This window comes from Sphingomonas oleivorans (genome assembly GCF_003050615.1).
Lineage (GTDB): Bacteria > Pseudomonadota > Alphaproteobacteria > Sphingomonadales > Sphingomonadaceae > Sphingomonas_H > Sphingomonas_H oleivorans.
Genome location: NZ_NWBU01000004.1, coordinates 451,614 through 473,513, shown reverse-complemented (window position 1 = coordinate 473,513; position 21,900 = coordinate 451,614). Strand labels below are relative to the sequence as shown.

Genomic DNA, 21,900 nt, shown 5'->3' with positions numbered 1-21,900 from the left:
TGCTGGACAAACCGCCATCATTCTTGCGGCTATTGGGGTGGGTCGTGGACCGTATCGATGCGATGCGTGTGTTCGTCGCAGCCCTGGACGAGGGCAGCCTGGCTGCCGCCGGACGCAAGCTCGGCCGTTCGCCCACGGCGGTTACGCGTGCGATCAGCGCGCTTGAGGCGCATGTCGGCGTCCCGTTGCTCCACCGCACCACACGATCGATCCGGCTGAGCGAGGCGGGCGAACGCTATGCAGCAGCCTGTCGGCGGGTGCTGACCGATCTGGAAGAGGCGGACCTGATGGCGGCCGGAGAGCGCGCGGCGCCGCGCGGCTTGTTGGCGATCACCGCGCCGCTGGTGAGCGGTAGCCAGATCATGCGTCCGATCCTTGACGCCTTTCTGGACCAGCAACCGGCCGTGAAGGCGCGTCTGCTGTTGCTGGATCGCAGCGTCAATCTGATCGATGAGGGGATCGATGTGGCGCTCAGGATCGGGCATCTGCCCGATTCAAGCCTGATCGCCGTCCGTATCGGCGAAGTGCGCAAGCTGCTGGTGGCGGCCCCCGCCTATCTCGATGCCGCGGCGCCCGTCGAAACGCCAAGCGATCTCGTGCACCATCGCTGTATCCAGATGACGTCGTTCGGGAATGAGGGGTGGATCTTCTCGGCGGCTGGAGGGACGACGCGCAATGTGACGATCGAGCCTCGCCTGATCGTCAACACGGTCGAGGCGGCCCTCGGCTCGGCGCTCGAAGGCCGGGGCATCACCCGGGCCTTTTCCTATCAGGTGGCGGATGCGGTCCATATGCGGCAGTTGCGCATCCTGCTGACCAAGGACGAACCGCTGCCGCTTCCCGTCCATCTCGTGATGCCGGAGGGACGGCTTTCGGTCCCCAAGGTGCGCGCTTTTGTCGATCATGCCGTGCCGCTGCTTCGAGCCGAATTCGCGCGGCGCCTGCGCCTTTGCCTCGATTGAGAGGGAGCCGGCGACATGCGTCGCCGGCTCCAGGAGCGTTCAACCCTTGCCGCTTGCCGAGGCGGTCTTGCCGGTTTTCTTCCAATATTCGAGGACCGGCAGGCCGCCCGTGCCCCAATCCTCATGCGCGACCTCGTCGATCACGACGAAGGTCGCCTCGGGCGCCTTGTCGATCACGTCGCGCAGGACATTGGTCATGCCCTCGATGATCCTGGCCTTCTGCTCGCGGGTGGCGCTGCCCTTGGTGAATTTGACGTTGATGTACGGCATGGATGTCCCCCCTTACCAACGGCCGGCGTGCTGGCCGCCGTCGACGTGGAGCGTTTCGCCGGTGACGAAGCCGGCATCTTCCAGATAGAGGACCGCCTCGACGATCTCGTCGATCGTCCCCATGCGGCCGATCGGATGCAGCCCGGCGAGCGTCGCATGCGTCTCGGGCGCATGCATCGGCGTCTGGATGATGCCGGGCGAAACGGCGTTGGCGCGGATGCCGTTTCCGGCATATTCGATCGCCAGGCTGCGGGTCGCCGCGTCGATGCCGCCCTTGGTGAGCGAGGCGAGCACCGAGGGGACGCCGTTGATCGGCTGGTTGACGAGGCTGGTGGTGATGCTCACCACATGGCCGCCTTCGCCCTGCGCGAGCATCCGGGCGATCGCCGCCTGGGTGACATGGAAGAAGCCCGCCAGGTTCACGCCGATCTTCGCCGCGAAATCCGCTTCGGAATAATCGGTGAAGGGCTTGGCGATGAAGATGCCGGCATTGTTGACGAGGCTGTCGACCCTGCCGAACCGTGCGACGGCCGTATCGACGAGCCGCGCTGCCGTGATGGTGTCGCCTACATCGCCTTCGACTATGGCGATGCCGGGATCATCGCCGAAAGCATCCGTCCTGATGCTGCGGGAATTGGCGACGACGCGCCAGCCCTTGGCGCGATAGGCGGCAACGAGCCCGGCGCCGATGCCTTGCGATGCACCCGTGATGATGACGGTTTTCATGTTGGTCATGGTTCGATTTCCTTGTTCAACGATTGTGCGGGAGGGCGCCGCCCGACACCGCGCCGGGAGGCGTTCCGGTTTTTCGATATGAGGAGATTCAGGCCGGCAGCGTGCGGGCCAGGAAGTCGCGGATCAGCGGGACGATCTCGTCGGCCTTGTCCTCGAAGGCGAAGTGGCCGCTGTCGAGAAGATGCAGCTCGGCTTCCGGATTGTCGCGCAGGAAGGCCTTTGCGCCTTCGGCCGGAAAGATGCTGTCATTGGCGCCCCAGGTGATCAGCATCGGCGGCTTATAGTCGCGGAAGAAGCGCTGGAAGCTGGGATAGAGCGCTACATTGTTGCGATAGTCATAGAAGAGGTCGAGCTGGATCTCGACATTGCCCGGCCGATCCAGGAAATGCTGGTCGTGAAGCCAGTTTGCAGGATCGATGCGGGAAGGATCCTTCACGCCATCCAGATATTGGAACTTGGTCACGTCGAGCGACATCAGCGGCCGCAGCGCCTCGCGCTTCTCCTCCGAGCCGTCGGCCCAATAGGCCTTGAGCTGGTCCCAGAAGGGCGAGAGCCCCTCTTCATAGGCATTGCCGTTCTGCACGATGAGCGCGGTCACGCGTTCCGGATGCTTGAGCGCCAGACGAAAGCCGGTCGGGGCGCCATAGTCCATGACATAGAGTGCATAGGCCGCGATCCCGAGCTGCTGGAGCAGCGCGTCAACCATATCGGCAAACATGGCGAAGCTATAGGTGAAGCTCTCGCGCGAGGGCATTGAGGAAAGGCCGAAACCGGGCAGGTCGGGCGCGATCACATGATAGCGATCGGCGAGCGCCGGAATGAGATTCCGGTACATATGCGACGATGTCGGAAAGCCGTGCAGCAGCACGACGACCGGCGCGCCGGCCGGACCTGCTTCGCGATAGAAGATGTCGAGCCCATTCACCTGAGCGGTGCGGTGGCGCGTTACGGGAAGCCTGTCGATCATGTCCGTAGCCATGGATATTCTCCTCGGATGAAGCCGCCGACATTGGCGGCTGGATGCTTCGGCATCCGTGGAGGAGGATCTACGCTATTGCTCAATTCAGCAGAATTATTCCAACTCGCAAGTCAGTATTGCAAATATCGCACGAAGTGCCGCGCCGACACTATGCCCACGCCATGATTGATCTGACTCTCGGTGCTCGCAATCCGATTGCCAGCTTCGCCCGTTCGGCTTAGGGAAGGGATCGCAACGCGGATCGCGTTGCCGTCCGGGGAGACCGGGCGGACATAGCATGAGGGAGCCTCATGATGCGTTACGATTATGCCGTCTGTATCGGACGGTTCGAGCCCTTTCATACGGGGCACCTGTCCCTTCTCGCCCGCGCCTCGCGGGAAGCATCCAAAATCATTGTCCTCGTCGGTTCGGCCGACGCGCCCCGCACGGCCAGGAATCCCTGGAGCTTCGCCGAACGCGAAGTGATGATCCGCGCGGTTGCCGGACCGCTCGCCGACCGCATCATCATCCTCCCGCTCGAGGATCATTTGTATAATGAGAATGCCTGGATCGCCGCGGTGCAGGCGCAGGTTGCGCGCGCGATCGGGCAGGACGGCAAGGCCGATTCCTCGATCGCTCTCGTCGGCCATCTGAAGGACGCCAGCAGCTATTATCTGCGCGCCTTCCCGCAATGGGCGCTGATCGACGCCGAGGCGGTGCCGATGCTCTCCGCCACCGAATTGCGCCGCCATCTCTTTTCCGAGGATGAAGGCGCGTTGCGGCTGCTGGAGGCCAATGTGCCCGCACCTGTGTTCGCCATGATCCGGGCCTTCCGCTCGACCGAAGCCTATGCGCAGCTGCTCGAGGAATTCCGGCATGTCGAACAGTATCGGGCCGCCTGGAAAAGCGCGCCTTACCCGCCGACCTTCGTCACCGCCGATGCGGTCGTCCTCCATTCGGGCCATGTCCTGCTGGTCAGGCGCAAGGCGCAGCCGGGCAGGGGGCTATGGGCGCTGCCCGGCGGCTTCGTGCGGCAGGACGAGGGCGTGCGCGATGCCGCCATTCGCGAGCTTCGCGAGGAGACGCGGCTCAAGCTTCCCGTCCCGGTCCTGAAAGGCAGCATCCGCGGCGAGGCCGTGTTCGATCATCCCGATCGGTCGCTGCGCGGCCGCACGATCACGCACGCATTCCATTTCGACTTCCCGACGGGCGAATTGCCGCCCGTCCGTGGCGGTGACGATGCGGCGCGGGCACGCTGGGTGCCCGTTGCCGAAGCGCGGCGGATGCGCAGCCAACTGTTCGAAGATCATTTCTTCATCCTCGAACATTTTCTGGGCGCCGCCTGATCCTGAAACCCGCCCCAGGGGAGAGACCCCGAGGGCTTTCCAAGACGTGAAGGAGCTTCCGTCATGATCAACCCGATCCTCAATACCGACAGCTACAAGACCAGCCATTTCGTCCAATATCCGCCGGAAACGACCCGCCTGTTCGCCTATCTGGAAAGCCGCGGGGGCGTTTATGACAGGACGCTGTTCTTCGGCCTGCAGGCGATATTGAAGCAGGCGTTCGACCGGCCCGTGACGCGCCGCGATATCGACGAGGCGCGGGAATTGCTGCGTGATCATGGCGTGCCGTTCAACGCGCATGGCTGGGACCTGCTGCTGCGCAGGCACCAGGGCCGGCTGCCGATCGAGATCCGCGCGCTGCCCGAAGGCACCGTCGTGCCGACGCACAATGTCATGATGACCGTCGTCAACACGGATCCCGATTTCGCCTGGCTGCCAAGCTATGTCGAAACCGCGCTGCTGCGCATCTGGTATCCGATCACGGTCGCCACGATCAGCTGGCATGTGCGGCAGATCATCCGCGAGGCGCTGGTCAGGACCGCCGACGATCCCGAAGCGCAATTGCCCTTCAAGCTGCATGATTTCGGCGCGCGCGGCGTTTCCAGCGAGGAGAGCGCGGCGCTCGGGGGACTTGCGCATCTGGTGAATTTCAAGGGGACCGATACGCTGTCCGCAATTGTCGCGGGGCGCCGCTTCTATAACGAGCCGATGGCGGGTTTCAGCATCCCGGCGGCCGAACATAGCACGATCACGAGCTGGGGCCGCGCGCGCGAGGTCGAGGCCTATGCGAACATGATCGGCCGGTTCGGCAAGCCGGGCGGCATCTTCGCCGTCGTTTCCGACAGCTATGATCTTTACGCCGCCGTCGATCATATCTGGGGCGAGCAGCTCCGGCAGCAGGTGATCGACAGCGGCGCGACGCTGGTCGTGCGGCCCGACAGCGGCGATCCCGTGACCGTCGTAGCCCGGACGATGGCGCTCCTCGCCGCACGCTTCGGCACCGAGACCAATGGCAAGGGCTATCATGTGCTCAGGCATGTGCGTGTGATCCAGGGAGATGGCGTCAATCCCGCCAGCATTGCCGCGATCCTCGACCGGATCACTGCCGACGGCTTTTGCGCGTCCAACATCGCTTTCGGGATGGGCGGCGCCTTGCTGCAGAAGCTCGATCGCGACACGCAGGCCTTTGCCTATAAGGCAAGCGCGGTCGAGATCGGGGGCGCCTGGCATGACGTCTACAAGGATCCGGCGACCGACAGCCGGAAACGTTCCAAGCGCGGGCTGTTGGGACTTGTCCGGCAAGGAGCGCATTGGCACACGGTTCCGGTCGATGGCGCGCGCTTCGCCCCGCTCGATGGCGGCATCAACCAGTTGCGGCCCGTCTGGCGCGACGGTCATCTGCTCGTCGACGACTCCCTCGCGCAAGTCCGTCAGCGCGTGGCGGAAGCCGAGCGAGGTTGCTGAAAGGATTCGGTGCAACGCGCCTGACGCTTGGTGCCCATCTTCGTCATGGTGAATGGAACAGGAAATGGCTGAAACCAGCCATTTCCTGTTAATATCGCACCCGGTATGAAGATGATGGGCGCTCAGCCCATGGATGGCGAGCCGTCAGCGGGCGTTCCTGTCGGCGGGTTTCCACATATAACCCGTCCCATCGCTTCCGACATGGCCTATGCCGGGGAAGGCGATATGCGATGCCGCGACCCAATAGCCTTTGCGCGTCGCATCGCCAAAGGCGGTTTCGCGGGCGGCCTCGGCTTCGCCGGTCACGCTGTCAAAGTGGATGGTTATCCTGGGGTCCGGGAACTGGACGGCGGCGACATGCACGATGTCGCCCCACATCATCATCGTCTGCCCGCGGCTCTCGATGCGATAGACGGTGTGGCCTGCGGTATGCCCCGGCATGGCGACAGCCATAATGCCCGGTTCCAGCTTCTCGCCGGGTTCGAACTGCTTGAGACGGCCGGCCGCGATATAAGGCTGGAGCGATGTGAGGGCCGCGTCGAAGCTGCCCTTGACGCTATCGTCGACCCTGGACCTATTCGCCTTGTCGAGCCAGAAGCCGGCCTCGCTGCGATCGACGCGGATGACGGCATTGGGAAAGGTCATGCGGCCGCCGTCAGCGAGCCCGCCGACATGATCCGGATGGAGATGCGTCAGCAACAGCTCGTCGATCTGCTCGGGCCGGTATCCGGCGGCGCGCAGATTATCGAGCAGCTTGCCGAGGCTCGGCCCGAGCAGCGCGCCCGATCCCGCATCGACCAAGATCCGCTTCGTACCGGTGTCGATCAGGAAGGCGTTGATCGCGGTCGGCACGGCGGCGGGCAGGCCGGCACGGTCGAGCAGTTCCTTCACCTCGCCCGGCCTGGGCTCGATCAACAGCTGGTCGGTGGGCAGATCGAAGCTGCCGTCGGACAGGGCGATGATCGTGAACGCGCCCAGCGTCATGCGATAGACGCCAGGGGAGGCCGTCTGGCTCGACGGCTCGGTCGTCGCCGAAGCCTGAATGGGCAAGGCGACAGTGCCGGTCGCGATCATGGCGGCGGCAAGAGCGGGCAGGGAAAGGCGCGGTCGCATGTCGGGTCTCCAGATATGATTGATGCCGACATCATCTCCGCACGCCGCGTCCCTGAAAACCGACAATGGCGGACGATAGCTGTTCAAAAATGTTCGATGCAATGGGTGGCCGGCTTTCAATCGGCCAGGACGCGAAGCGCGACGTCGAGCATCGCGCGCAGCCTCCTCAGGCGGCGCAGGTCGCGATGATAGCCGAGCCACATGTCGCGTCGCGGCGGTGGCTCGCCAAGGTCGACGCGGCGCAGCCCGGCCACATTGTCGCCGATGGCGCATGGCAATACGGCCAGTCCGATGCCGAGCGCGCACATCCGTGCCTGCACGCTCCGATTGTTGCTGCGGAGCGCGGTGCGGGCGTTGGGCAGGAGGCGCTGGAGCCAGGCGACGTCTGGAAAGCCGCTGAGCGCCGTGTCCATGGTGATGATCGCCGATCCCGTTCCGTCGCCCGCGACCGGATCGGGCACCGACTGGCCGGCATAAAGGGCATAATCCAGCGTCATCAGCCGGCGCTGCACAATGTCCGGCTCGTCGAACGGCACGATGCGAAAGACAAGATCGGCCTCGCGGCGCGACAGGTTGAAAAGCCGCGCGCCGGTGACCAGTTCGACCGAGACATTCGGATGGCTGCGGGTGAATTCGGCCAATATCGGCGGCAGGACATAGGCGCCGAACCAGTCGGCCGAGGAAATGCGGAGCATCCCGTCAAGCTGCTCGCCCTCGCCCGCCAGCCGCCTTTCCATGGCAAGCGCGCTTTCCTCCATCTGTTCGGCCAGCGCCAGGATTGCCTTGCCTTCGTCGGTCAGGACGAAGCCTTCGCTCGTCCGCTGGAACAGCGTTTGCCCGGTATCCGCCTCGAGCGCGCGCAGGCGGCGCCCGATGGTCGGGTGGCTGAGCTTCAGCGCCCGCGCGGCGGCGCCGAGCGTGCCCGAGCGCACGACCGCCAGGAAAATGCGTATGTCGCCCCACTCCATCTCAAGCCCCCGAACAGAAATGAACGAAGGGTGCAGGATCGTCAGTTGGCGTGCAACCGCCCGAACGCGCCGCCTCGGCGGCCTCGGGCCTCGGCCGCGATATCGTCTTCGCCATGGCGGCGGTGGCCAAATATCGGCGCAGCATTGAGCCGTCCCGACGATCCCGCCATCATGGCTCACCATCATGGAATATGAAGGACTGCCCATGGCCGATTTCCACATCTATGAACCCCGGATCGGTCATGGGCTTCGGCATGACCCGCTCAACGCGATCATCGGCCCGCGTCCGATCGGCTGGATCTCGTCGCAAAGCCCGGAGGGCGTGCCCAATCTCGCGCCCTACAGCTTCTTCAACGCTTTCAATTACCGGCCACCGATCATCGGCTTTGCGAGCATCGGCTGGAAGGACAGCGTGCGCAATATCGAGGCGATGGGTGAATTCGCCTGGAATCTCGCGACACGGCCGCTCGCGGAGGCGATGAACGCCAGCTGCGCTCCGGTTCCGCCGGATGTCGACGAATTCATGCTGGCGGGAGTCACGCCGGCGCCTTCGCGGCGCATCGCGCCGCCGCGGGTGCTCGAGAGCCCGGTCTCGTTCGAGTGCCGCCTGACCCAGATCGTCCGGCTGAAGGATGCGCAGGGCGGCGATGTCGATACATGGCTGGTGCTGGGTGAAGTGGTGGTCGTGCATATCGACAAGGCGCTGCTTGGCGACGGCGTCTATGACACGGTCGCCGCGCAGCCCATTTTGCGGGGCGGAGGACCGGCGGACTATTTCGCCATCGAGGAAGGACAGCGATTCCGCATGGTCCGACCCGGCGCTTGAGCGATGCGTCCGCTGCGAGGCCAGTGATAGATGGTGCGTTATCGAGAAATCATTGCGGAGGCCGACCCGGCCGCGAAGCAACGGCGCGAGCAGCAGCGGCGTGGAGGGTAAAATCCGTGCAGGCGACGGGACCAGCTACAGCATGTCGAACTCGACTGCATGATGGTCCAGGGCGGCTATGCCCTGCGCTGGGGCAAGTTCGATCGCGAGCGGAGGCTGTGCAGCTAGCCCCAATGCCGACTTCCGTTGATCGCATCTTGCGCGAAGCCCGCCAAATCCGGACGGACCGCGCATGAGTCTGCCACATGGGATGGCTGTGAGTGGGAAAAGGCCCCGCCGGTGAGGGCGGGGCATTATGGACCTGATTTAGGAAGCCCGGGTGTGGCGGGCAGGGGTGTAACGACCGGGTGGGGAGATGGTTCCGGGGGCGGCATGAGCTGGGCCGGCATAAAAGCCCCGCCGGGTGGCGGGGCAGTTGATCTCTCGATGGAGTGCGCCGGAAGAGGGTCGGCGCGGATGTGTAACGATCGGGCGGGCAGGGCGCCGCCGTAGGGAAGAGCCGGTGGGTCAGGGCGCGATTCGCAACTTGCCCTAGGGTGGCCCGTAGAGCGCGTCGATCAAGTTCGGGTAGAGGTACGGAGAGAGCTGTGCGCCTCTATGCGGCTTATTTCAGTCGCAGCCTCAATCTATGCCATTCAGCCTGATCGCCGAAGCCGGCAGCGTCCTCTGATCTAAGGCGCAGGCGGGAGTGCGATCTCGCCCATCTTGGAGCATCCCGAAGCCAATGGCCGGGAATATGGTTGAGGCTGGCTGGGTGTTGTGGCGAGCCATCTTAGCGGCAACCGCAGGCTTCATTGTCTCCAGTGCTTATTTGGTGATCGCTGGGGCTATTTGGGCCTGTCTGTGGATTGGTCAAAAACCGTGGCGCCCCGCGCCGGATAAACATAACGAATATATTTCGCCTTTCGTACTACTATAGAGCCGCTGCTTGGCGCCGGCTACCGACCTGCGCCGCAATGCGGTGCCGCTGGTCCTATGAAGGGCAAAGGCTGCCCCTTAGCGGGCCGGCGGCGAAAGTCGCTTCCGCCGGAATCTGTGGTCAGGACACTTGATCCGACGAGCTTAGCGCCGTGTTTGATCGGGACCACGCTAGTTCGGGAAAAGTGCGACCGCCAGATCGACGAACCCGCGGACCTTGGGATCCATGTAGCGGCTCGACGCAAAGACGGCGTGGACCGGGACCGGCTTGCGCGCCCAATCGAGGAGGACACGCTCGAGGGTGCCGTCCTCCAAGTGTGAGGCGGCCATATATTGAGGGAGCTGAACTATCCCAAGGTCAGCGAGCGCCATGTTCCTGGCGGCGATCGTGTTGTTGAGCGAGCAACGCGGGAGCTGGTCGATCCTCTCGGTGCGTGATCCATTGACCAGCGTCCAGCTCGGGCGTCCGCGCGGCGTGTGCATGATGAGGTCGTGGTGTGTCAGGTCCGCAATCTCGCGCAGGGGTGCGGCACGGCGCAGATAGTCGGGAGACGCATAAAGGCCATAGCGCACCTCGCCGAGCTTGCGGGCCGAGAGTTCGGAATTCGCTAGGTCGCCGATGCGGATCGCGACGTCGACTCCCTCATGGATGATATCGACTACGCGGTTCGTGTATTCCGTCTCCACCGTCACGGCCGGCGAGGTTCTGAGGAACTCGGCGATCCAGCCGTCGACGCGCGTGGTGCCGAACTCGGCGCCGGCCGTGACCTTGAGGCGGCCTTTGGGCTTTTGGGTCTGCTGCGCGACCGCCGCCGCGGCCGCGTCAGCGGCGGAGAGGATGCACACCGCACGCTCGAAATAGTCGCGCCCGACCTCCGTGACGCTGAGACGACGGGTCGAGCGGTTCAGAAGCTGCGCGCCGAGCTCCTCCTCCATGCGCCGCACCACCCGGCTGATCCGCGCCTTGTCGGTGTCGAGCCGCTGGGCGGCGGCGGTGAAGGAGCCCTCGGTCACCACCGCGACGAAGGTCCGCATCTCGGCCAAGTCGATTGTTGCCGTCATCAACAACAGTTTGTCATGTTCGAGCGGATTACTCAATTAGATCGCATCCTCCATCTCTGAGCCTCTGAGGCGACGACGCCTCGGCCACGGCATCGGAGGTCCAGGTGAGGATCGGAATCTTGAACACCGGCAACATCGGCGATCGCTTGGCGAGAGCGTGGGCCGCAGCGGGACACGACCTCGTCGTCGCGAAGGACGGCGAGGACCGCAAGCTCGCGCCGCTTCTCGCGGAACTCGGCGATAAGGCGCGGCTCGGCACGATCCGCGAGGCCGCCACGTTCGGCGAGGTCGTCCTGTTCTCCGTCTACTGGCCGCGGGTGGAGGCGATCGTGGACATCGTCGGCGACGCGCTCGACGGCAAGGTCGTGATCGAGACGATGAACCCGCTCGGCGTCACCGCCGACTTCCAGCACTTCCACGACCTGGACTTCATGCGCGACGGCTCGACGTCGGAGGACCTTCAGGCGCGTCTGCCGAGGGCCCGGATCGTTAAGGCGTTCAGCACGCTGGCGCCGCCGGTGCTTGAGGCGGCGGCGTGGTCCGCATCGCCGGTGCCACCGGGCATCTTCTACGCGACCGACGACGCGGCTGCCGGGCATGTCGCGCGTGGGCTGATCGGCGATGCCGGCTTCAGACCCGTCAACGCCGATCCACTCAGGGCCGCTCGTCAAATCGAGCAGCTCGGCGTGCTCCTGCACCACGTCGCTGACCATGAATATGGCGGGGATACCGATCTGATCCGTCTGGGACTGACCGTGGTCGAGGCCGATCCGAGCCCGATCGTGCGCGAGCGGACCGCCTGAAGGGGCCGCGCAGACCCGTCCGCCAGACCATCTAACGGGCTCATGCCCAAACGTGGAGATACTCATGTCGCATTCGTTGAACGGAAAGACCGCGCTGGTGACCGGAAGTTCGCGAGGCATCGGCCGCGCGATCGCCGAACGCCTCGCGAAGGAAGGGGCGACGGTCGCGCTCACCTACAATGCGAGCCGAGCCGGCGCCCTTGAAACCGTCTCTGCCATTGAGCAAGAGGGGGGCAACGCTTTCGCGCTGCAGGCCGATCTTGCCGATGCCGATGCGATCCCGGCGTTGTTCGAGCAACTCGACCGTGAACTCGCCGAACGGACCGGCGGTGCGGCTCTCGACATCCTGGTTAACAACGCCGGCAATTCTGGCTGGGGCGGCCTTGCGGACGCGACGCCCGAAGCCTGGGATACGATGTTCGCAGTCCACGCCCGCGCGCCCTTCTTCATGGTCCAAGCCGCGCTCACTCGTCTTTCCGATGAAGGTCGCATCATCAACGTCTCGTCGGCTGCCGCCACGCGGCCGCTGCAGGCCGTCCCGATCTATTCCATGGCGAAGGCGGCGATCAACAACCTGACCCATGCGCTCGCCATGGAGCTGGGGCCGCGCGGGATCACCGTGAACGCAGTGGCGCCAGGCTGGATACGCACGGACATGAACGCCGCTGTCCGCGAGAACCCGGAGATGGTCACGGCGATCGAGGGCGACACTGCGCTGGGTCGCTTCGGCGAGCCGTTGGATGTCGCCGCCGTGGTGGCGTTTTTGGCCTCCGGCGAAGGCCGCTGGGTGACCGCGCAGGTCATCGAGGCGAGCGGCGGCTACAAGCTCTGATCCTGTCGCGATGCGCCCCTGCATTTCAGTTGTTTGAGTCTTACATCGCTCCTGTCGCTCCTCCTGCAAGCGCACGGTGACGGGCGCAGGCGCGGGGCAATTTGGGACCAATCTTGCTTGTTTGGAAATCAAACGGCAGGTGCAAAGCAGCCGTGGTCGATGAGGGATGACGAAGGCTCGATAAGCCACCAGCATGTCCGCAGCGGTCGATCAAAGCCCTCGTCATCCCCGCTCAAATCAGCCCGCGGCGCTCGGCACCGGCGTGTTGAGCAACTGCTGCTCCCATAGATACGCGATGCCGCTGCCAGCAGCATGCTGCTGGAGCACTTCCGCCAGCGCGGCCGCCGTATCCATCCGGGCCCAGTCGCGCTGCCATTCGCCCGCCAGCGCTAGCCAGGTCATCATGTTCGCGCCGGCCGCGATCATGCGCTGGATGGCGACCTCGTGCGCCTCGACGGACACGGCGCCCGACGCATCCGTGATGACCGTCACGTCCCAGCCTTCGCCGAGCGCTTGGATTGCCGGCATCGCAACGCAGATCTCGGTCCACAGGCCGGCGATGATCAGCTGCTTGCGACCGGTCGCCTTGACGGCGTCCACCACCTTCTGGTCCTCCCAGGTATTGATGAACGTCCGGTCGATCACCTCCTGATCGGGGAACACATCGGTGATCTGCGGGAAGATCAGACCGCCGCGTTCGGCGATCACGCTCGTCAGGATGGTGGGAACGCCGAAAGCCTTGGCGGCCTTCGCCAGCGCCGTCGCATTGTTGACCACCATCTGCGGCTCGTGGCTGTTTAGGTTGGCGAGTTGATAGGGCTGGTGGTCGATCAGAACGAGGACCGAGTCCTCGGGACGAAGAAGCGACGCAAGGCCGTTACGAAAGGTCATGATGATCCTCTGATGTCGTTGTGGGTGAGACCTGTGTGCCAAGAGGCAGGCGCCGACCGCGACTTGCCTGCGTGGACATTGTCATTCCCCATCCTGGTACGGTAGCGCTCGCTCCTGGCACGCTGTGTCGCGCAACGAGGAACGCCGAATTGGACATCGAAGAGCTGCGGACGTTCGTGGAAGTCGCCGATGCTGGCGGAGTTTCGCCCGCTGCGCGCCGGCTCGGCCTCGCCAAGTCGATCGTCAGCCGGCGGCTCGCCCGACTTGAAGAGGACCTGGGAGTTCAGCTTCTCGCGCGAACCACCCGTGGCGCCGCTCTGACGGAAGCCGGGGCCACCTTCCGGGACTATGCGGCCAGAGTCTGCGCCGAGATCGATGCGGCTAAGGAGACGATCCTACCAACGGGTGACCTTCGCGGCCGCTTGCGCGTTGCTGCGCCTCTTTCCTTCGGCCCGACCCACTTCGCTTCCGTTCTCGCTGACATGGCGCGTCGTCACCCGCAACTCCACATTCATACCAGCTACACGGATCGCTTCGTTGATCTGATCGCGGAGGGTTACGACTGTGCGATCCGGGTTGGTTATCTCGCGGACTCAAACCTGATCGCAAGGCGTGTCGGGCCGATCTACGGCAAGCTCGTCGCGAGCCCGGACTACATCGAAGCCCATGGGGCCCCCGAGACTCCCGAGGAGTTGATCGAGCATCAGGCCCTGATGCAGGGCACCGAGGCCTGGTTGTTCGTGGATGGCGACAAGACCATCACTGTTCGTCCGCAGGGACGCTTCAAGGCCGACAATGGAACGGCGCTCGTCGCCGCCGCGATTGCAGGGTTGGGAATCGCCTGGGTGCCCGATGGTCTCACCGGTGATCATCTGGCCTCCGGTGCACTTGTGCCCGTTATGACCCGGTATCCACCGCCTCCTGCGGGCATCTATGTCATCCGCCCGCCCGGTCAGCATCCGGCGCGTAAGGTTCGAATTCTCACCGAACTGCTGGTCGAGTGCTTCGACAAGGCTCCGCAAGTTTCGCCGCATGCACCTGTGTGAGCGTGGCTCATCAACTTCGATAGTCTGGACCACGAAGCGGACGGCCCCGACGAGGAGGAAATAAAGGCCAGATCGGCGCGAAGCGGCCGCCGCGTGGGACGATTCAAACTCCCATTCCGCCATTGCCCGCCCGGCCTACTACGCCGACGTGCCGGGGCGGCGCTAGGATAGAGAACGGCGGCAGACGGCGGTATTTGGCGCGCCCGGAGGGATTCGAACCCCCGACCCCAAGCTTAGAAGGCTCGTGCTCTATCCAACTGAGCTACGGGCGCGTCGGCGAAGCGCATAGCGTGGATTGCGTCGGACGGGAACTCGGATAGTCTCTCCTCCATGGGGCAAGAGACAATAATCCGGCCGGTCGCGGTCGAGGCGGATCAACTGGGCGCGCGGCCGCTGCGCTATTTCGATTTCGTGATGGCGGCGTTCGTCACCATCCTGCTGCTCTCCAACGTCATCGGCGCGGGCAAGCGCGCGGTGGTCGATCTGCCGCTGCTCGGCCCCTGGCCGTTCGGCGCCGGCATCCTCTTCTTCCCTGTCTCCTATGTGCTGGGAGACGTGCTGACCGAAGTCTATGGCTATGCCCGGGCGCGGCGCTGCATCTGGGCCGGATTCGGCGCGATGCTGTTCATGGTGTTCATGTCCTGGGTGGTCGTAGCCCTTCCGCCGGACAAGGGCTGGCCGGGGCAGGCGGCCTATGAAAGCGTCTTCGGCCAGGTGCCGCGGATCGTGTTCGCGTCCATCTGCGCCTTCTGGGCAGGCGAATTCGCCAACAGCTTCGTGCTCGCCAAGATGAAGATATGGACCAAGGGCAAATATCTCTGGACGCGGACGATCGGCAGCACCGTCGTCGGACAGGGCGTCGACAGCCTGATCTTCTATCCGCTGGCCTTTTATGGCGCGCCAGGCTGGCCGGTGGAGGCGATGTTGATGGTGATGCTGAGCCAGTTCGTGCTCAAGGTTTCCTGGGAGGTGCTGCTGACGCCTTTCACCTATCTCGCGGTCGGCTTCCTCAAGCGGCGCGAGGGGATCGACATATTCGACGAAGGGACGAACTTCACGCCCTTCCGCGCGAAGATCTGAGCCGAGAGATCAGGCGACCGGCGGGATCTGCGCCGGATAGCTGGGCAGCGCCTCGTCGATGCAGGCCCAGTCGGGCGCCTGCGAGGCCCAGATCGTCGCCTGCGGACCGATCAGGCCGGGATCATCGAGCGCGCCGGCGCGGATGAAGAGCAGATGCGGCCGCGCTTCGGCGGCGCTGGTGAGCGGCGTGCCGCAGGTCGGGCAGAAGCCGCGCTGCATGACATTGCCGCTGTCGGCGACGCTTTGGAAATAGCGGATCTCGCCGCTGATCGTCACCGCCTCGGTCGGGAAGCAGACATTGACCGTCGCGCTGCCGGCGCCGAGATATTGGCACAGGCGGCACCAGCAGCTCCGCGCCGCGATAGGTTCCGCCATAATCTCGAAGCGGACCGCGCCGCACAGGCAGCCCGCGCCGATCGTCACGCGACCGTTTCCAGCAGGCCTTCGAACAGGCGGCGGCCGTCCGTGCCACCTTGGGCAGGCTCGATCAGCCGCTCGGGATGCGGCATCATGCCCAACACATTGCCGCGCGCATTGACGATGCCGGCGATGCTGCGAACCGATCCATTGACGTCCTCGGCATAGCGGAAGGCGATCCGGCCTTCGCCCTCGAGCCGGTCGAGCGTTTCGGGATCGGCGGTATAGTTGCCGTCATGATGCGCGACGGGGAGCCGGATCGCCTCGCCGACCGAATAGCCGGAGGTGAAGGGCGAGCGCGCCTCGCCGACGCAGAGCGCCACGTCGCGGCAGACGAAGCCGAGTCCGGCATTGCGCATCAAGGCGCCGGGTAGCAGGCCCGATTCAGTGAGGATCTGAAAGCCGTTGCAGATGCCGAGCACGGGAACGCCGCGATCGGCGGCTTCCACCACCGCCTGCATGATGGGCGAGCGCGCCGCCATCGCGCCGGAGCGCAGATAGTCGCCATAGGAAAAACCGCCGGGGATGGCGATCAGGTCGATACCGTCGGGGAGCGTCGTCTCGCGATGCCACAGCATTTGCGGGGTGGAGCCGGTGATCTCGCGGATCGCGACGGCAAGGTCGCGATCGCAATTCGATCCGGGGAAGACGATGACGGCGCTCTTCATGGGGTCAGACCCGTTCGATCCGGTAGTTTTCGATGACGGTGTTGGCCAGCAGCTTGCGGCACATGGCGTCAATATCGGCATCGCTGGTGCCGTCGGCAAGGTCGAGCTCGATCAGCTTGCCCGCGCGCACGTCGTTCACGCCGGTAAAGCCCAGGCCGTCCAGCGCATGGTGGATCGCCTTGCCCTGCGGATCGAGGACGCCGTTCTTGAGCGTCACATAGATACGGGTCTTCATTGCACTGCCTCGTCCGATGCCGTCGCCGCCCCTATGGCGCGGGGGGCGGCAAGGGGCAAGGTGAAGATGCGCCTTCGATGCCGCGATGGCATCCGCTGGGCGCTTATTTTCCCCGGTTCTTCCGATGCTTTTCGAGATCGAGCACCGTCGTGTCCGCGCCTTCGGGAAGCAGGCCCAGCCGGCGGGCGATTTCCTGATAGGCCTCGACCTCGCCGCCCAGATCCTGGCGGAAGCGATCCTTGTCCAGCTTCTCGCCCGAGCTCATGTCCCACAGGCGGCAGCCGTCCGGGCTGATCTCGTCGGCGAGGATGATGCGGCTATAGTCATTGTCCCAGATGCGGCCGAATTCGAGCTTGAAATCGACCAGCCGGATGCCGACGCCGGCGAACAGGCCGCACAGAAAATCATTCACGCGGATCGCCATATCGGCGATGTCGTGCATCTCCTCCTGGCTGGCCCAGCCGAAGCAGGCGATATGCTCGTCCGCCACCATCGGATCGCCGAGCGCATCGTCCTTATAATAATATTCGATGATCGTGCGGGGGAGCTGCGTGCCCTCCTCGATGCCCAGCCGCTTGACGAGGCTGCCGGCGGCGACGTTGCGCACCACCACCTCGATCGGCACGATCTCCACCTGCCGGATCAGCTGCTCGCGCATGTTGAGCCGGCGGATGAAATGGGTGGGCACGCCGATATGGCTGAGCAGCGTGAAGATATGCTCGGAAATGCGGTTGTTGAGCACGCCCTTGCCGCTGATCGTGCCTTTCTTCTGGGCGTTGAAGGCGGTCGCGTCGTCCTTGAAATATTGGATCAGCGTGCCCGGCTCGGGGCCCTCATAGAGAATCTTGGCCTTGCCTTCGTAGATCTGGCGGCGGCGGGACATTGGCTCTCCCCGGGGGGTTCAAAGAAATTGCGCCCCGGACGCAGCGTCTTGGGCGACGCGCAGCCGAGGCGGACGTGGCCCCCATAGCGGAAACGGGAAGCCCGCGCAATTCGATGGGGCAGCTTCACAGGGATGCCGGCGGTGCTCGGCGGCGGTGGGCCGGCCAGGACAGAAAGCCGTTCCATCATCCCGGCATAATCGGTTAATTTCGGTCATGCCCGAAACCAAGCCGCCGCCGCCCGATCTTGCTGGCCTGTCCCTTGCCGAGATCGCCAAGCTCGCCGAGGAACAGAAACTACCGCCGGTCGAAAGCTGGAATCCGGCCTATTGCGGCGAAAGCGCGATGCGGATCGCGCGCGACGGCACCTGGTATCATGAAGGCGCGCCGATCGGCCGGCCGGCGATGGTGCGGCTTTTCTCGACGATCCTCAGGCGCGAGCCGGACGGTTCCTTCGTGCTGGTGACGCCGGTGGAGAAGCTCGGCATCCAGGTGGAGGACGCGCCCTTCGTCGCGGTCGAGCTCCGGAGCGAGGGCGAGGGCGCGGCGCGGCGGCTCGCCTTCCGGCTCAATACGGGCGATCTCGTCCTGGCCGGGCCGGATCATCCGCTGCGATTCGAGCGGCGCGAGGACGGGGCCTATCCCTATCTGGCGGTGCGCCGCGGGCTGGACGCGCTGATCGCCCGGCCGGTTTATTATGAGCTCGCCAATCTCGCCATCGCCGAGGGTAGCACGCCGGCGGGGCTTTGGAGCGGGGGCATGTTCTTCCCGCTGGAGCCGGCGCGATGACGCTCGCCGGGCGGCTGCGCGCCGCCCTGGATGCGGGCGCCGCGCGCGGGCCGGCGCCCTTTCCGGGGGATTTCGACAATCTGGTCGAGCCGGGCATGCCGCATGTGCCCGCCGCCGTGCTGATGCCCATCACCGATCGGCCGGCGCCGGGCGTGCTGCTGACCCTGCGCAACGCCAATCTCAGGCGCCATGCGGGGCAGGTGGCCTTTCCCGGCGGGCGGCTCGATCCAGCGGATGCGGGGCCGGTGGCGGCGGCGCTGCGCGAGGCGGAGGAGGAGATCGGCCTGCCGCCCGCGCTGGTCGAGGTGGCCGGCATCGCCGACCGCTACCGGACGGGCACGGGATATGACATTACGCCGGTGGTGGGGGTGGTGCCGCCGGACCTGCCGCTGCTGCCGCAGGAGAGCGAGGTGGCGGCGATCTTCGAGGTGCCGCTCGATTATCTGCTCGATCCGGCCATGCGGGTCGAGCGCACCGCCATATGGCAGGGCAGGGAGCGACGCTATTTCGAGATCATGTGGAAGGAACGCCGCATCTGGGGCGTCACCGCGGCGATGATCGCCAATCTGGCCCATCGGCTGCTGCCCGTCGCATGAGCCGGCTGCCTGATGCATCCTGGCGCGCGCGCGCCGGGCTGGATGCTTTGGTGCGCACGCTTGGCGCCGGCGACGGGCTGGTCCGCTTCGTCGGCGGCGCGGTGCGCGACACGCTGCTCGGCCTGCCCGTGGCCGATATCGACTGCGCCACCGCGCTCATGCCCGATGAGGTGCGCGAGCGGATCAGGGCGGCGGGCTTCAAGGCCGTGCCGACCGGCATCGCGCATGGTACGGTGACGGCGGTGCTGCCCGAAGGACCCGTCGAGGTGACGACGCTGCGCCGCGATGTCTCCACCGATGGGCGGCGCGCGACCGTCGCCTTCACCGAGGACTGGCGCGAGGATGCGGCGCGGCGCGATTTCACGATCAACGCGCTTTCGGCCGATCCGCTGACCGGCGAGATCCATGATTATTTCGGCGGGCTGGGCGATTTGGAGGCGGGGCTGGTCCGCTTCATCGGCGATGCTGAGCGCCGCATTGCGGAGGACCATCTGCGCATCCTGCGCTTCTTCCGCTTCCATGCGCGCTTCGGCCAGGGCGCCCCGGATGCCGCCGGGCTCGCCGCCTGCGCGGCGCGGGCGAACGACCTGATGGCGCTGTCGCGCGAGCGCATCGCCGACGAACTTATCAAGCTGCTGGCGGTGGCGGACCCGACGCCCACCGTCGCGCTGATGGTGGAGCATGGCATATTCGCCCCGGTGCTGCCGGAGATCGATGCGGCGGGCGTGGCGCGGCTGGCCGAGCTGGTCGCGCGCGAGCAGATCATGGCTCGGCCCGATCCGCTCCGCCGGCTGGCGGCGCTGCTGCCGGCCGATCCGGCGGTGGCGGAGAATGTCGCCGCGCGGCTCAAGCTTTCCAACGCGAATCGCAAGCGCCTGGCGCTCGCGGCGGACGATGCTGCCCCGATCGAGCCGCGCCGGCTGGCCTATCGCATCGGCAGCGAGGGGGCGACCGACCGGTTGCTGCTGCGCGCGCCCGATCGGGACAGCGCGGCCTCGGGCCTCGCCGCGCTCGAAGGCTGGGCGCCGCCCCGGCTGCCCTTGGGCGGGGGAGATTTGATCCGCCGGGGACTGAAGGCTGGCCCGGTGGTGGCCGCGACCTTGCGCGCGATCGAGCGGCGCTGGGTGGAGGAGGATTTTCCGGGCGAGGCGCGGCTGGCCGCGATCTTGGCCGAGGAAGTGGATCAGGCGGCGCGCGCGAGCAGATAGTCGAGCGCGTCGTCGGCCGAGAGAGGCTTCGCGAAATAATAGCCCTGGCCGGTCGAGCAGCCCAGCGCCGCCAGCGTCCGGGCGAGCTCGACCGTCTCTATGCCTTCGGCGGTGGTCTTCATGCCGAGCGCGTCGGCGAGGCTCAGCACCGCGCGGACGATCGCGATCGAGTCCCGATCTGCGAGCATGCCCGTCACGAAGCTGCGATCGATCTTGAGGATGTCGATCGGCAGCTTCTGGAGATAGGCGAGGTTGGAATAGCCCGTGCCGAAATCATCCATCGCGATGCGCGCATCGAGCATCTTGAGCGCCGTCAGCACGCGGCCCGCCCGGTCCGGATCGCTGATGATCGCGCTTTCGGTAAGCTCCAGCGTCAGTCGGCTGCCATCCAGCCCGTTCGCGCCGAGGGCGCCGGCGACGCCGGCCGCGACATCGTCGCGCTGGAGCTGGACGGCGGAGACGTTGACGCCGGCATATACCGGCAGCACGCGGCCCGTCCGCCTGTCCCATTCGGCGAGCGTGCGCGCGGTGGCATCGAGCGCCCAGCGACCGAGCGGCACGATCAGCCCCGATTCCTCCGCGACGGGGATGAACTCGCTCGGCGGGATCGGGCCATGATCGGGATGGATCCAGCGGGCGAGCGCCTCGAATCCGGAGACGCTATTGGTTTCGAGATTGATCAACGGCTGGAAGGCGAGGCTGAGCTCGTCCCGGTCGATCGCGCGGCGCAGCTCGGTCTCCAGGCTGAAGCGGCGGCGCGCGGCACTGACCTCGCCCGGCTGATAGACCTCCACCCGGCCCGATTGCTTGGCGCGCTTCATCGCGAACTGGGCGTTGCGGATGATGTCCCCCGCCTGGGCGGCGCGGCCGTTCATCAGCGCGCAGCCCACCGCGCAATCGACGCAGATTTCGAGCTCGGACAGGCGGATCGGGGTGGCGAAGGTGGATGCGATGCGGCGCGCGGCCTGGAGCGCGTCCCCAGGCCCGTCCGCCAGCCGCAGCAATATGCCGAATTCGTCGCCGCCGAGCCGCGCCAGCACGTCGCCCGCGCGCAAGGTTGCCATCAGCCGGCGCGCGACCGTGATGATCAACTCGTCGCCCGCCATCGATCCCATGCATTCGTTGATGCGGCTGAAGCGGGTAAGATCGACGACGAGCACGGCGAAGCTGTCCTGTCCGCCCGCGTCCGCCTCGATCGCGGCCTCCACCGCCTCGTTGAAGGCAAGGCGATTGGGCAGGCCGGTAAGGCTGTCGTGCAGCATCTCGGCGCGCAGCGAGCGTTCCGTCTCCACCTGCGCGGTGCGGTCGACCAGCGAGAGAAGGCAGCGGCGCGCATGATTGACCGCCGGGGACAGCCGCGAGAAACGCACGGTGAAATGGCGGTTGCCGATGCCCGGCTCCTGCCACTGATATTCGAGATGCTCCTCGTCGGAGAGTAGGAAGGCGCGCAGCCTGCCGCTCATCTGCGCCATGTAGCGGCGCGGCAGATCGGGGCCTGCCACCAGGTTTAGCTTGTCATTGGCGGCGATGATGCCGGGTTTGCCGTCCTGGAGCCCGATCACCGCCGCGGCGATCGGCAGTGCCTCCAGATAATCCTGGCGATAGCGCAGCACCTCCGGCGGGAGCCCTTCCTCGCTGGCGAGCATGTCGAGCTCCTCCGGGGGAGCGGCAGGCGGGGCGTGCTCGTCGCCAACGGTATCCCTGGGCCCGATACCGACACCTTCGCTTTTGACGAGCTGCATGGCAGGCAGTTTATCGGACAAGGGTTAAGA

At 65.6% G+C, this 21,900-nt stretch carries 23 protein-coding genes and 1 tRNA gene; 11 read left to right on the top strand and 13 right to left on the bottom strand.

Going from position 1 to position 21,900, the window contains the following annotated elements; translation table 11 throughout:
- Window positions 1-44: 44 nt before the first annotated feature.
- A complete protein-coding gene (locus tag CLG96_RS02500; protein WP_107966264.1) occupies window positions 45-962 on the top strand; it encodes a LysR family transcriptional regulator in 918 nt (305 codons plus the stop codon).
- A gap of 39 nt (window positions 963-1,001) precedes the next feature.
- Here CLG96_RS02500 and CLG96_RS02495 read toward each other — a convergent pair whose 3' ends face one another.
- From CLG96_RS02495 to CLG96_RS02485, 3 genes are all read right to left on the bottom strand, one after another.
- Entirely contained in the window at window positions 1,002-1,232 is a 231-nt protein-coding gene (locus CLG96_RS02495) for a tautomerase family protein (protein ID WP_107966263.1), read from the bottom strand.
- Window positions 1,233-1,244: 12 nt separating this feature from the next.
- Window positions 1,245-1,967 (bottom strand): SDR family NAD(P)-dependent oxidoreductase, encoded by a 723-nt coding sequence (locus CLG96_RS02490; RefSeq protein WP_107966262.1) that lies wholly within the window; start codon window positions 1,965-1,967, stop codon window positions 1,245-1,247.
- Window positions 1,968-2,055: 88 nt separating this feature from the next.
- Entirely contained in the window at window positions 2,056-2,946 is an 891-nt protein-coding gene (locus CLG96_RS02485; protein ID WP_107966261.1) for an alpha/beta fold hydrolase, read from the bottom strand.
- A 290-nt stretch (window positions 2,947-3,236) separates the two neighbouring features.
- On the opposite strand from CLG96_RS02485, the gene CLG96_RS02480 reads away from it, so the two are divergent.
- Entirely contained in the window at window positions 3,237-4,271 is a 1,035-nt protein-coding gene (locus CLG96_RS02480; protein ID WP_207796531.1) for a bifunctional nicotinamide-nucleotide adenylyltransferase/Nudix hydroxylase, read from the top strand.
- A 63-nt stretch (window positions 4,272-4,334) separates the two neighbouring features.
- Window positions 4,335-5,735 carry a nicotinate phosphoribosyltransferase gene (locus tag CLG96_RS02475; protein ID WP_107966260.1) on the top strand — a complete coding sequence of 467 codons (1,401 nt, stop codon included), beginning with the start codon at window positions 4,335-4,337 and terminating at the stop codon, window positions 5,733-5,735.
- A 144-nt stretch (window positions 5,736-5,879) separates the two neighbouring features.
- Here the strand turns inward: CLG96_RS02475 and CLG96_RS02470 are convergent, their stop codons facing one another.
- Together CLG96_RS02470 and CLG96_RS02465 are read right to left on the bottom strand one after the other, a co-directional pair.
- On the bottom strand, window positions 5,880-6,848 hold the full coding sequence (locus CLG96_RS02470; protein WP_107966259.1) for an MBL fold metallo-hydrolase: 969 nt from the start codon (window positions 6,846-6,848) through the stop codon (window positions 5,880-5,882).
- 116 nt (window positions 6,849-6,964) lie between these two features.
- Entirely contained in the window at window positions 6,965-7,816 is an 852-nt protein-coding gene (locus tag CLG96_RS02465) for a LysR family transcriptional regulator (RefSeq protein WP_107966258.1), read from the bottom strand.
- Between the two features lie 184 nt (window positions 7,817-8,000).
- On the opposite strand from CLG96_RS02465, the gene CLG96_RS02460 reads away from it, so the two are divergent.
- The gene (locus tag CLG96_RS02460) at window positions 8,001-8,642 is read left to right on the top strand and encodes a flavin reductase family protein (RefSeq protein ID WP_243395570.1); all 642 of its coding nucleotides are present in this window, start codon (window positions 8,001-8,003) and stop codon (window positions 8,640-8,642) included.
- A gap of 1,149 nt (window positions 8,643-9,791) precedes the next feature.
- On the opposite strand, the gene CLG96_RS02455 is transcribed toward CLG96_RS02460, so the two are convergent.
- Complete coding sequence (locus CLG96_RS02455; protein ID WP_207796530.1) at window positions 9,792-10,718, bottom strand: LysR family transcriptional regulator; 927 nt, start codon at window positions 10,716-10,718, stop codon at window positions 9,792-9,794.
- Between the two features lie 83 nt (window positions 10,719-10,801).
- On the opposite strand from CLG96_RS02455, the gene CLG96_RS02450 reads away from it, so the two are divergent.
- The gene (locus CLG96_RS02450) at window positions 10,802-11,485 is read left to right on the top strand and encodes an NADPH-dependent F420 reductase (protein ID WP_207796529.1); all 684 of its coding nucleotides are present in this window, start codon (window positions 10,802-10,804) and stop codon (window positions 11,483-11,485) included.
- Between the two features lie 64 nt (window positions 11,486-11,549).
- Window positions 11,550-12,317, top strand: a complete 768-nt coding sequence (locus CLG96_RS02445; RefSeq protein ID WP_107966255.1) for an SDR family NAD(P)-dependent oxidoreductase — start codon at window positions 11,550-11,552, stop codon at window positions 12,315-12,317.
- Between the two features lie 237 nt (window positions 12,318-12,554).
- Here CLG96_RS02445 and CLG96_RS02440 read toward each other — a convergent pair whose 3' ends face one another.
- Entirely contained in the window at window positions 12,555-13,208 is a 654-nt protein-coding gene (locus tag CLG96_RS02440; RefSeq protein ID WP_107966254.1) for a hydrolase, read from the bottom strand.
- Window positions 13,209-13,357: 149 nt separating this feature from the next.
- On the opposite strand from CLG96_RS02440, the gene CLG96_RS02435 reads away from it, so the two are divergent.
- A complete protein-coding gene (locus CLG96_RS02435) occupies window positions 13,358-14,254 on the top strand; it encodes a LysR family transcriptional regulator (RefSeq protein ID WP_107966787.1) in 897 nt (298 codons plus the stop codon).
- A gap of 195 nt (window positions 14,255-14,449) precedes the next feature.
- Here CLG96_RS02435 and CLG96_RS02430 read toward each other — a convergent pair.
- Window positions 14,450-14,526: transfer RNA gene (locus CLG96_RS02430), tRNA-Arg, on the bottom strand.
- A gap of 58 nt (window positions 14,527-14,584) precedes the next feature.
- On the opposite strand from CLG96_RS02430, the gene CLG96_RS02425 reads away from it, so the two are divergent.
- The gene (locus CLG96_RS02425; protein ID WP_107966253.1) at window positions 14,585-15,334 is read left to right on the top strand and encodes a queuosine precursor transporter; all 750 of its coding nucleotides are present in this window, start codon (window positions 14,585-14,587) and stop codon (window positions 15,332-15,334) included.
- 9 nt (window positions 15,335-15,343) lie between these two features.
- Here the strand turns inward: CLG96_RS02425 and CLG96_RS02420 are convergent, their stop codons facing one another.
- The 4 genes from CLG96_RS02420 to purC all read right to left on the bottom strand — a co-directional run bounded on the left by CLG96_RS02420 (window position 15,344) and on the right by purC (window position 17,537).
- On the bottom strand, window positions 15,344-15,757 hold the full coding sequence (locus CLG96_RS02420) for a GFA family protein (protein ID WP_243395569.1): 414 nt from the start codon (window positions 15,755-15,757) through the stop codon (window positions 15,344-15,346).
- The gene (gene purQ / locus CLG96_RS02415; protein WP_107966252.1) at window positions 15,754-16,419 is read right to left on the bottom strand and encodes a phosphoribosylformylglycinamidine synthase subunit PurQ; all 666 of its coding nucleotides are present in this window, start codon (window positions 16,417-16,419) and stop codon (window positions 15,754-15,756) included. The genes CLG96_RS02420 and purQ overlap by 4 nt, the downstream gene beginning before the upstream one ends.
- 4 nt (window positions 16,420-16,423) lie before the next feature.
- Complete coding sequence (purS, locus tag CLG96_RS02410; protein ID WP_107966251.1) at window positions 16,424-16,654, bottom strand: phosphoribosylformylglycinamidine synthase subunit PurS; 231 nt, start codon at window positions 16,652-16,654, stop codon at window positions 16,424-16,426.
- Window positions 16,655-16,757: 103 nt separating this feature from the next.
- The gene (gene purC, locus CLG96_RS02405) at window positions 16,758-17,537 is read right to left on the bottom strand and encodes a phosphoribosylaminoimidazolesuccinocarboxamide synthase (RefSeq protein ID WP_107966250.1); all 780 of its coding nucleotides are present in this window, start codon (window positions 17,535-17,537) and stop codon (window positions 16,758-16,760) included.
- Window positions 17,538-17,751: 214 nt separating this feature from the next.
- Here purC and CLG96_RS02400 point away from each other — a divergent pair, with 214 nt between their 5' ends.
- The 3 genes from CLG96_RS02400 to CLG96_RS02390 are packed head-to-tail and all read left to right on the top strand — an operon-like array spanning window position 17,752 to window position 20,128.
- The gene (locus tag CLG96_RS02400; protein WP_107966249.1) at window positions 17,752-18,324 is read left to right on the top strand and encodes a DUF1285 domain-containing protein; all 573 of its coding nucleotides are present in this window, start codon (window positions 17,752-17,754) and stop codon (window positions 18,322-18,324) included.
- Window positions 18,321-18,920 (top strand): CoA pyrophosphatase, encoded by a 600-nt coding sequence (locus tag CLG96_RS02395; protein ID WP_107966248.1) that lies wholly within the window; start codon window positions 18,321-18,323, stop codon window positions 18,918-18,920. Before CLG96_RS02400 ends, CLG96_RS02395 begins: the two co-directional genes overlap by 4 nt.
- Window positions 18,917-20,128 carry a CCA tRNA nucleotidyltransferase gene (locus CLG96_RS02390; protein ID WP_107966247.1) on the top strand — a complete coding sequence of 404 codons (1,212 nt, stop codon included), beginning with the start codon at window positions 18,917-18,919 and terminating at the stop codon, window positions 20,126-20,128. The genes CLG96_RS02395 and CLG96_RS02390 overlap by 4 nt, the downstream gene beginning before the upstream one ends.
- On the opposite strand, the gene CLG96_RS02385 is transcribed toward CLG96_RS02390, so the two are convergent.
- The gene (locus tag CLG96_RS02385; protein ID WP_341476934.1) at window positions 20,104-21,891 is read right to left on the bottom strand and encodes a putative bifunctional diguanylate cyclase/phosphodiesterase; all 1,788 of its coding nucleotides are present in this window, start codon (window positions 21,889-21,891) and stop codon (window positions 20,104-20,106) included. The two genes, CLG96_RS02390 and CLG96_RS02385, sit on opposite strands and share 25 nt — an antisense overlap.
- Window positions 21,892-21,900 lie beyond the last annotated feature (9 nt).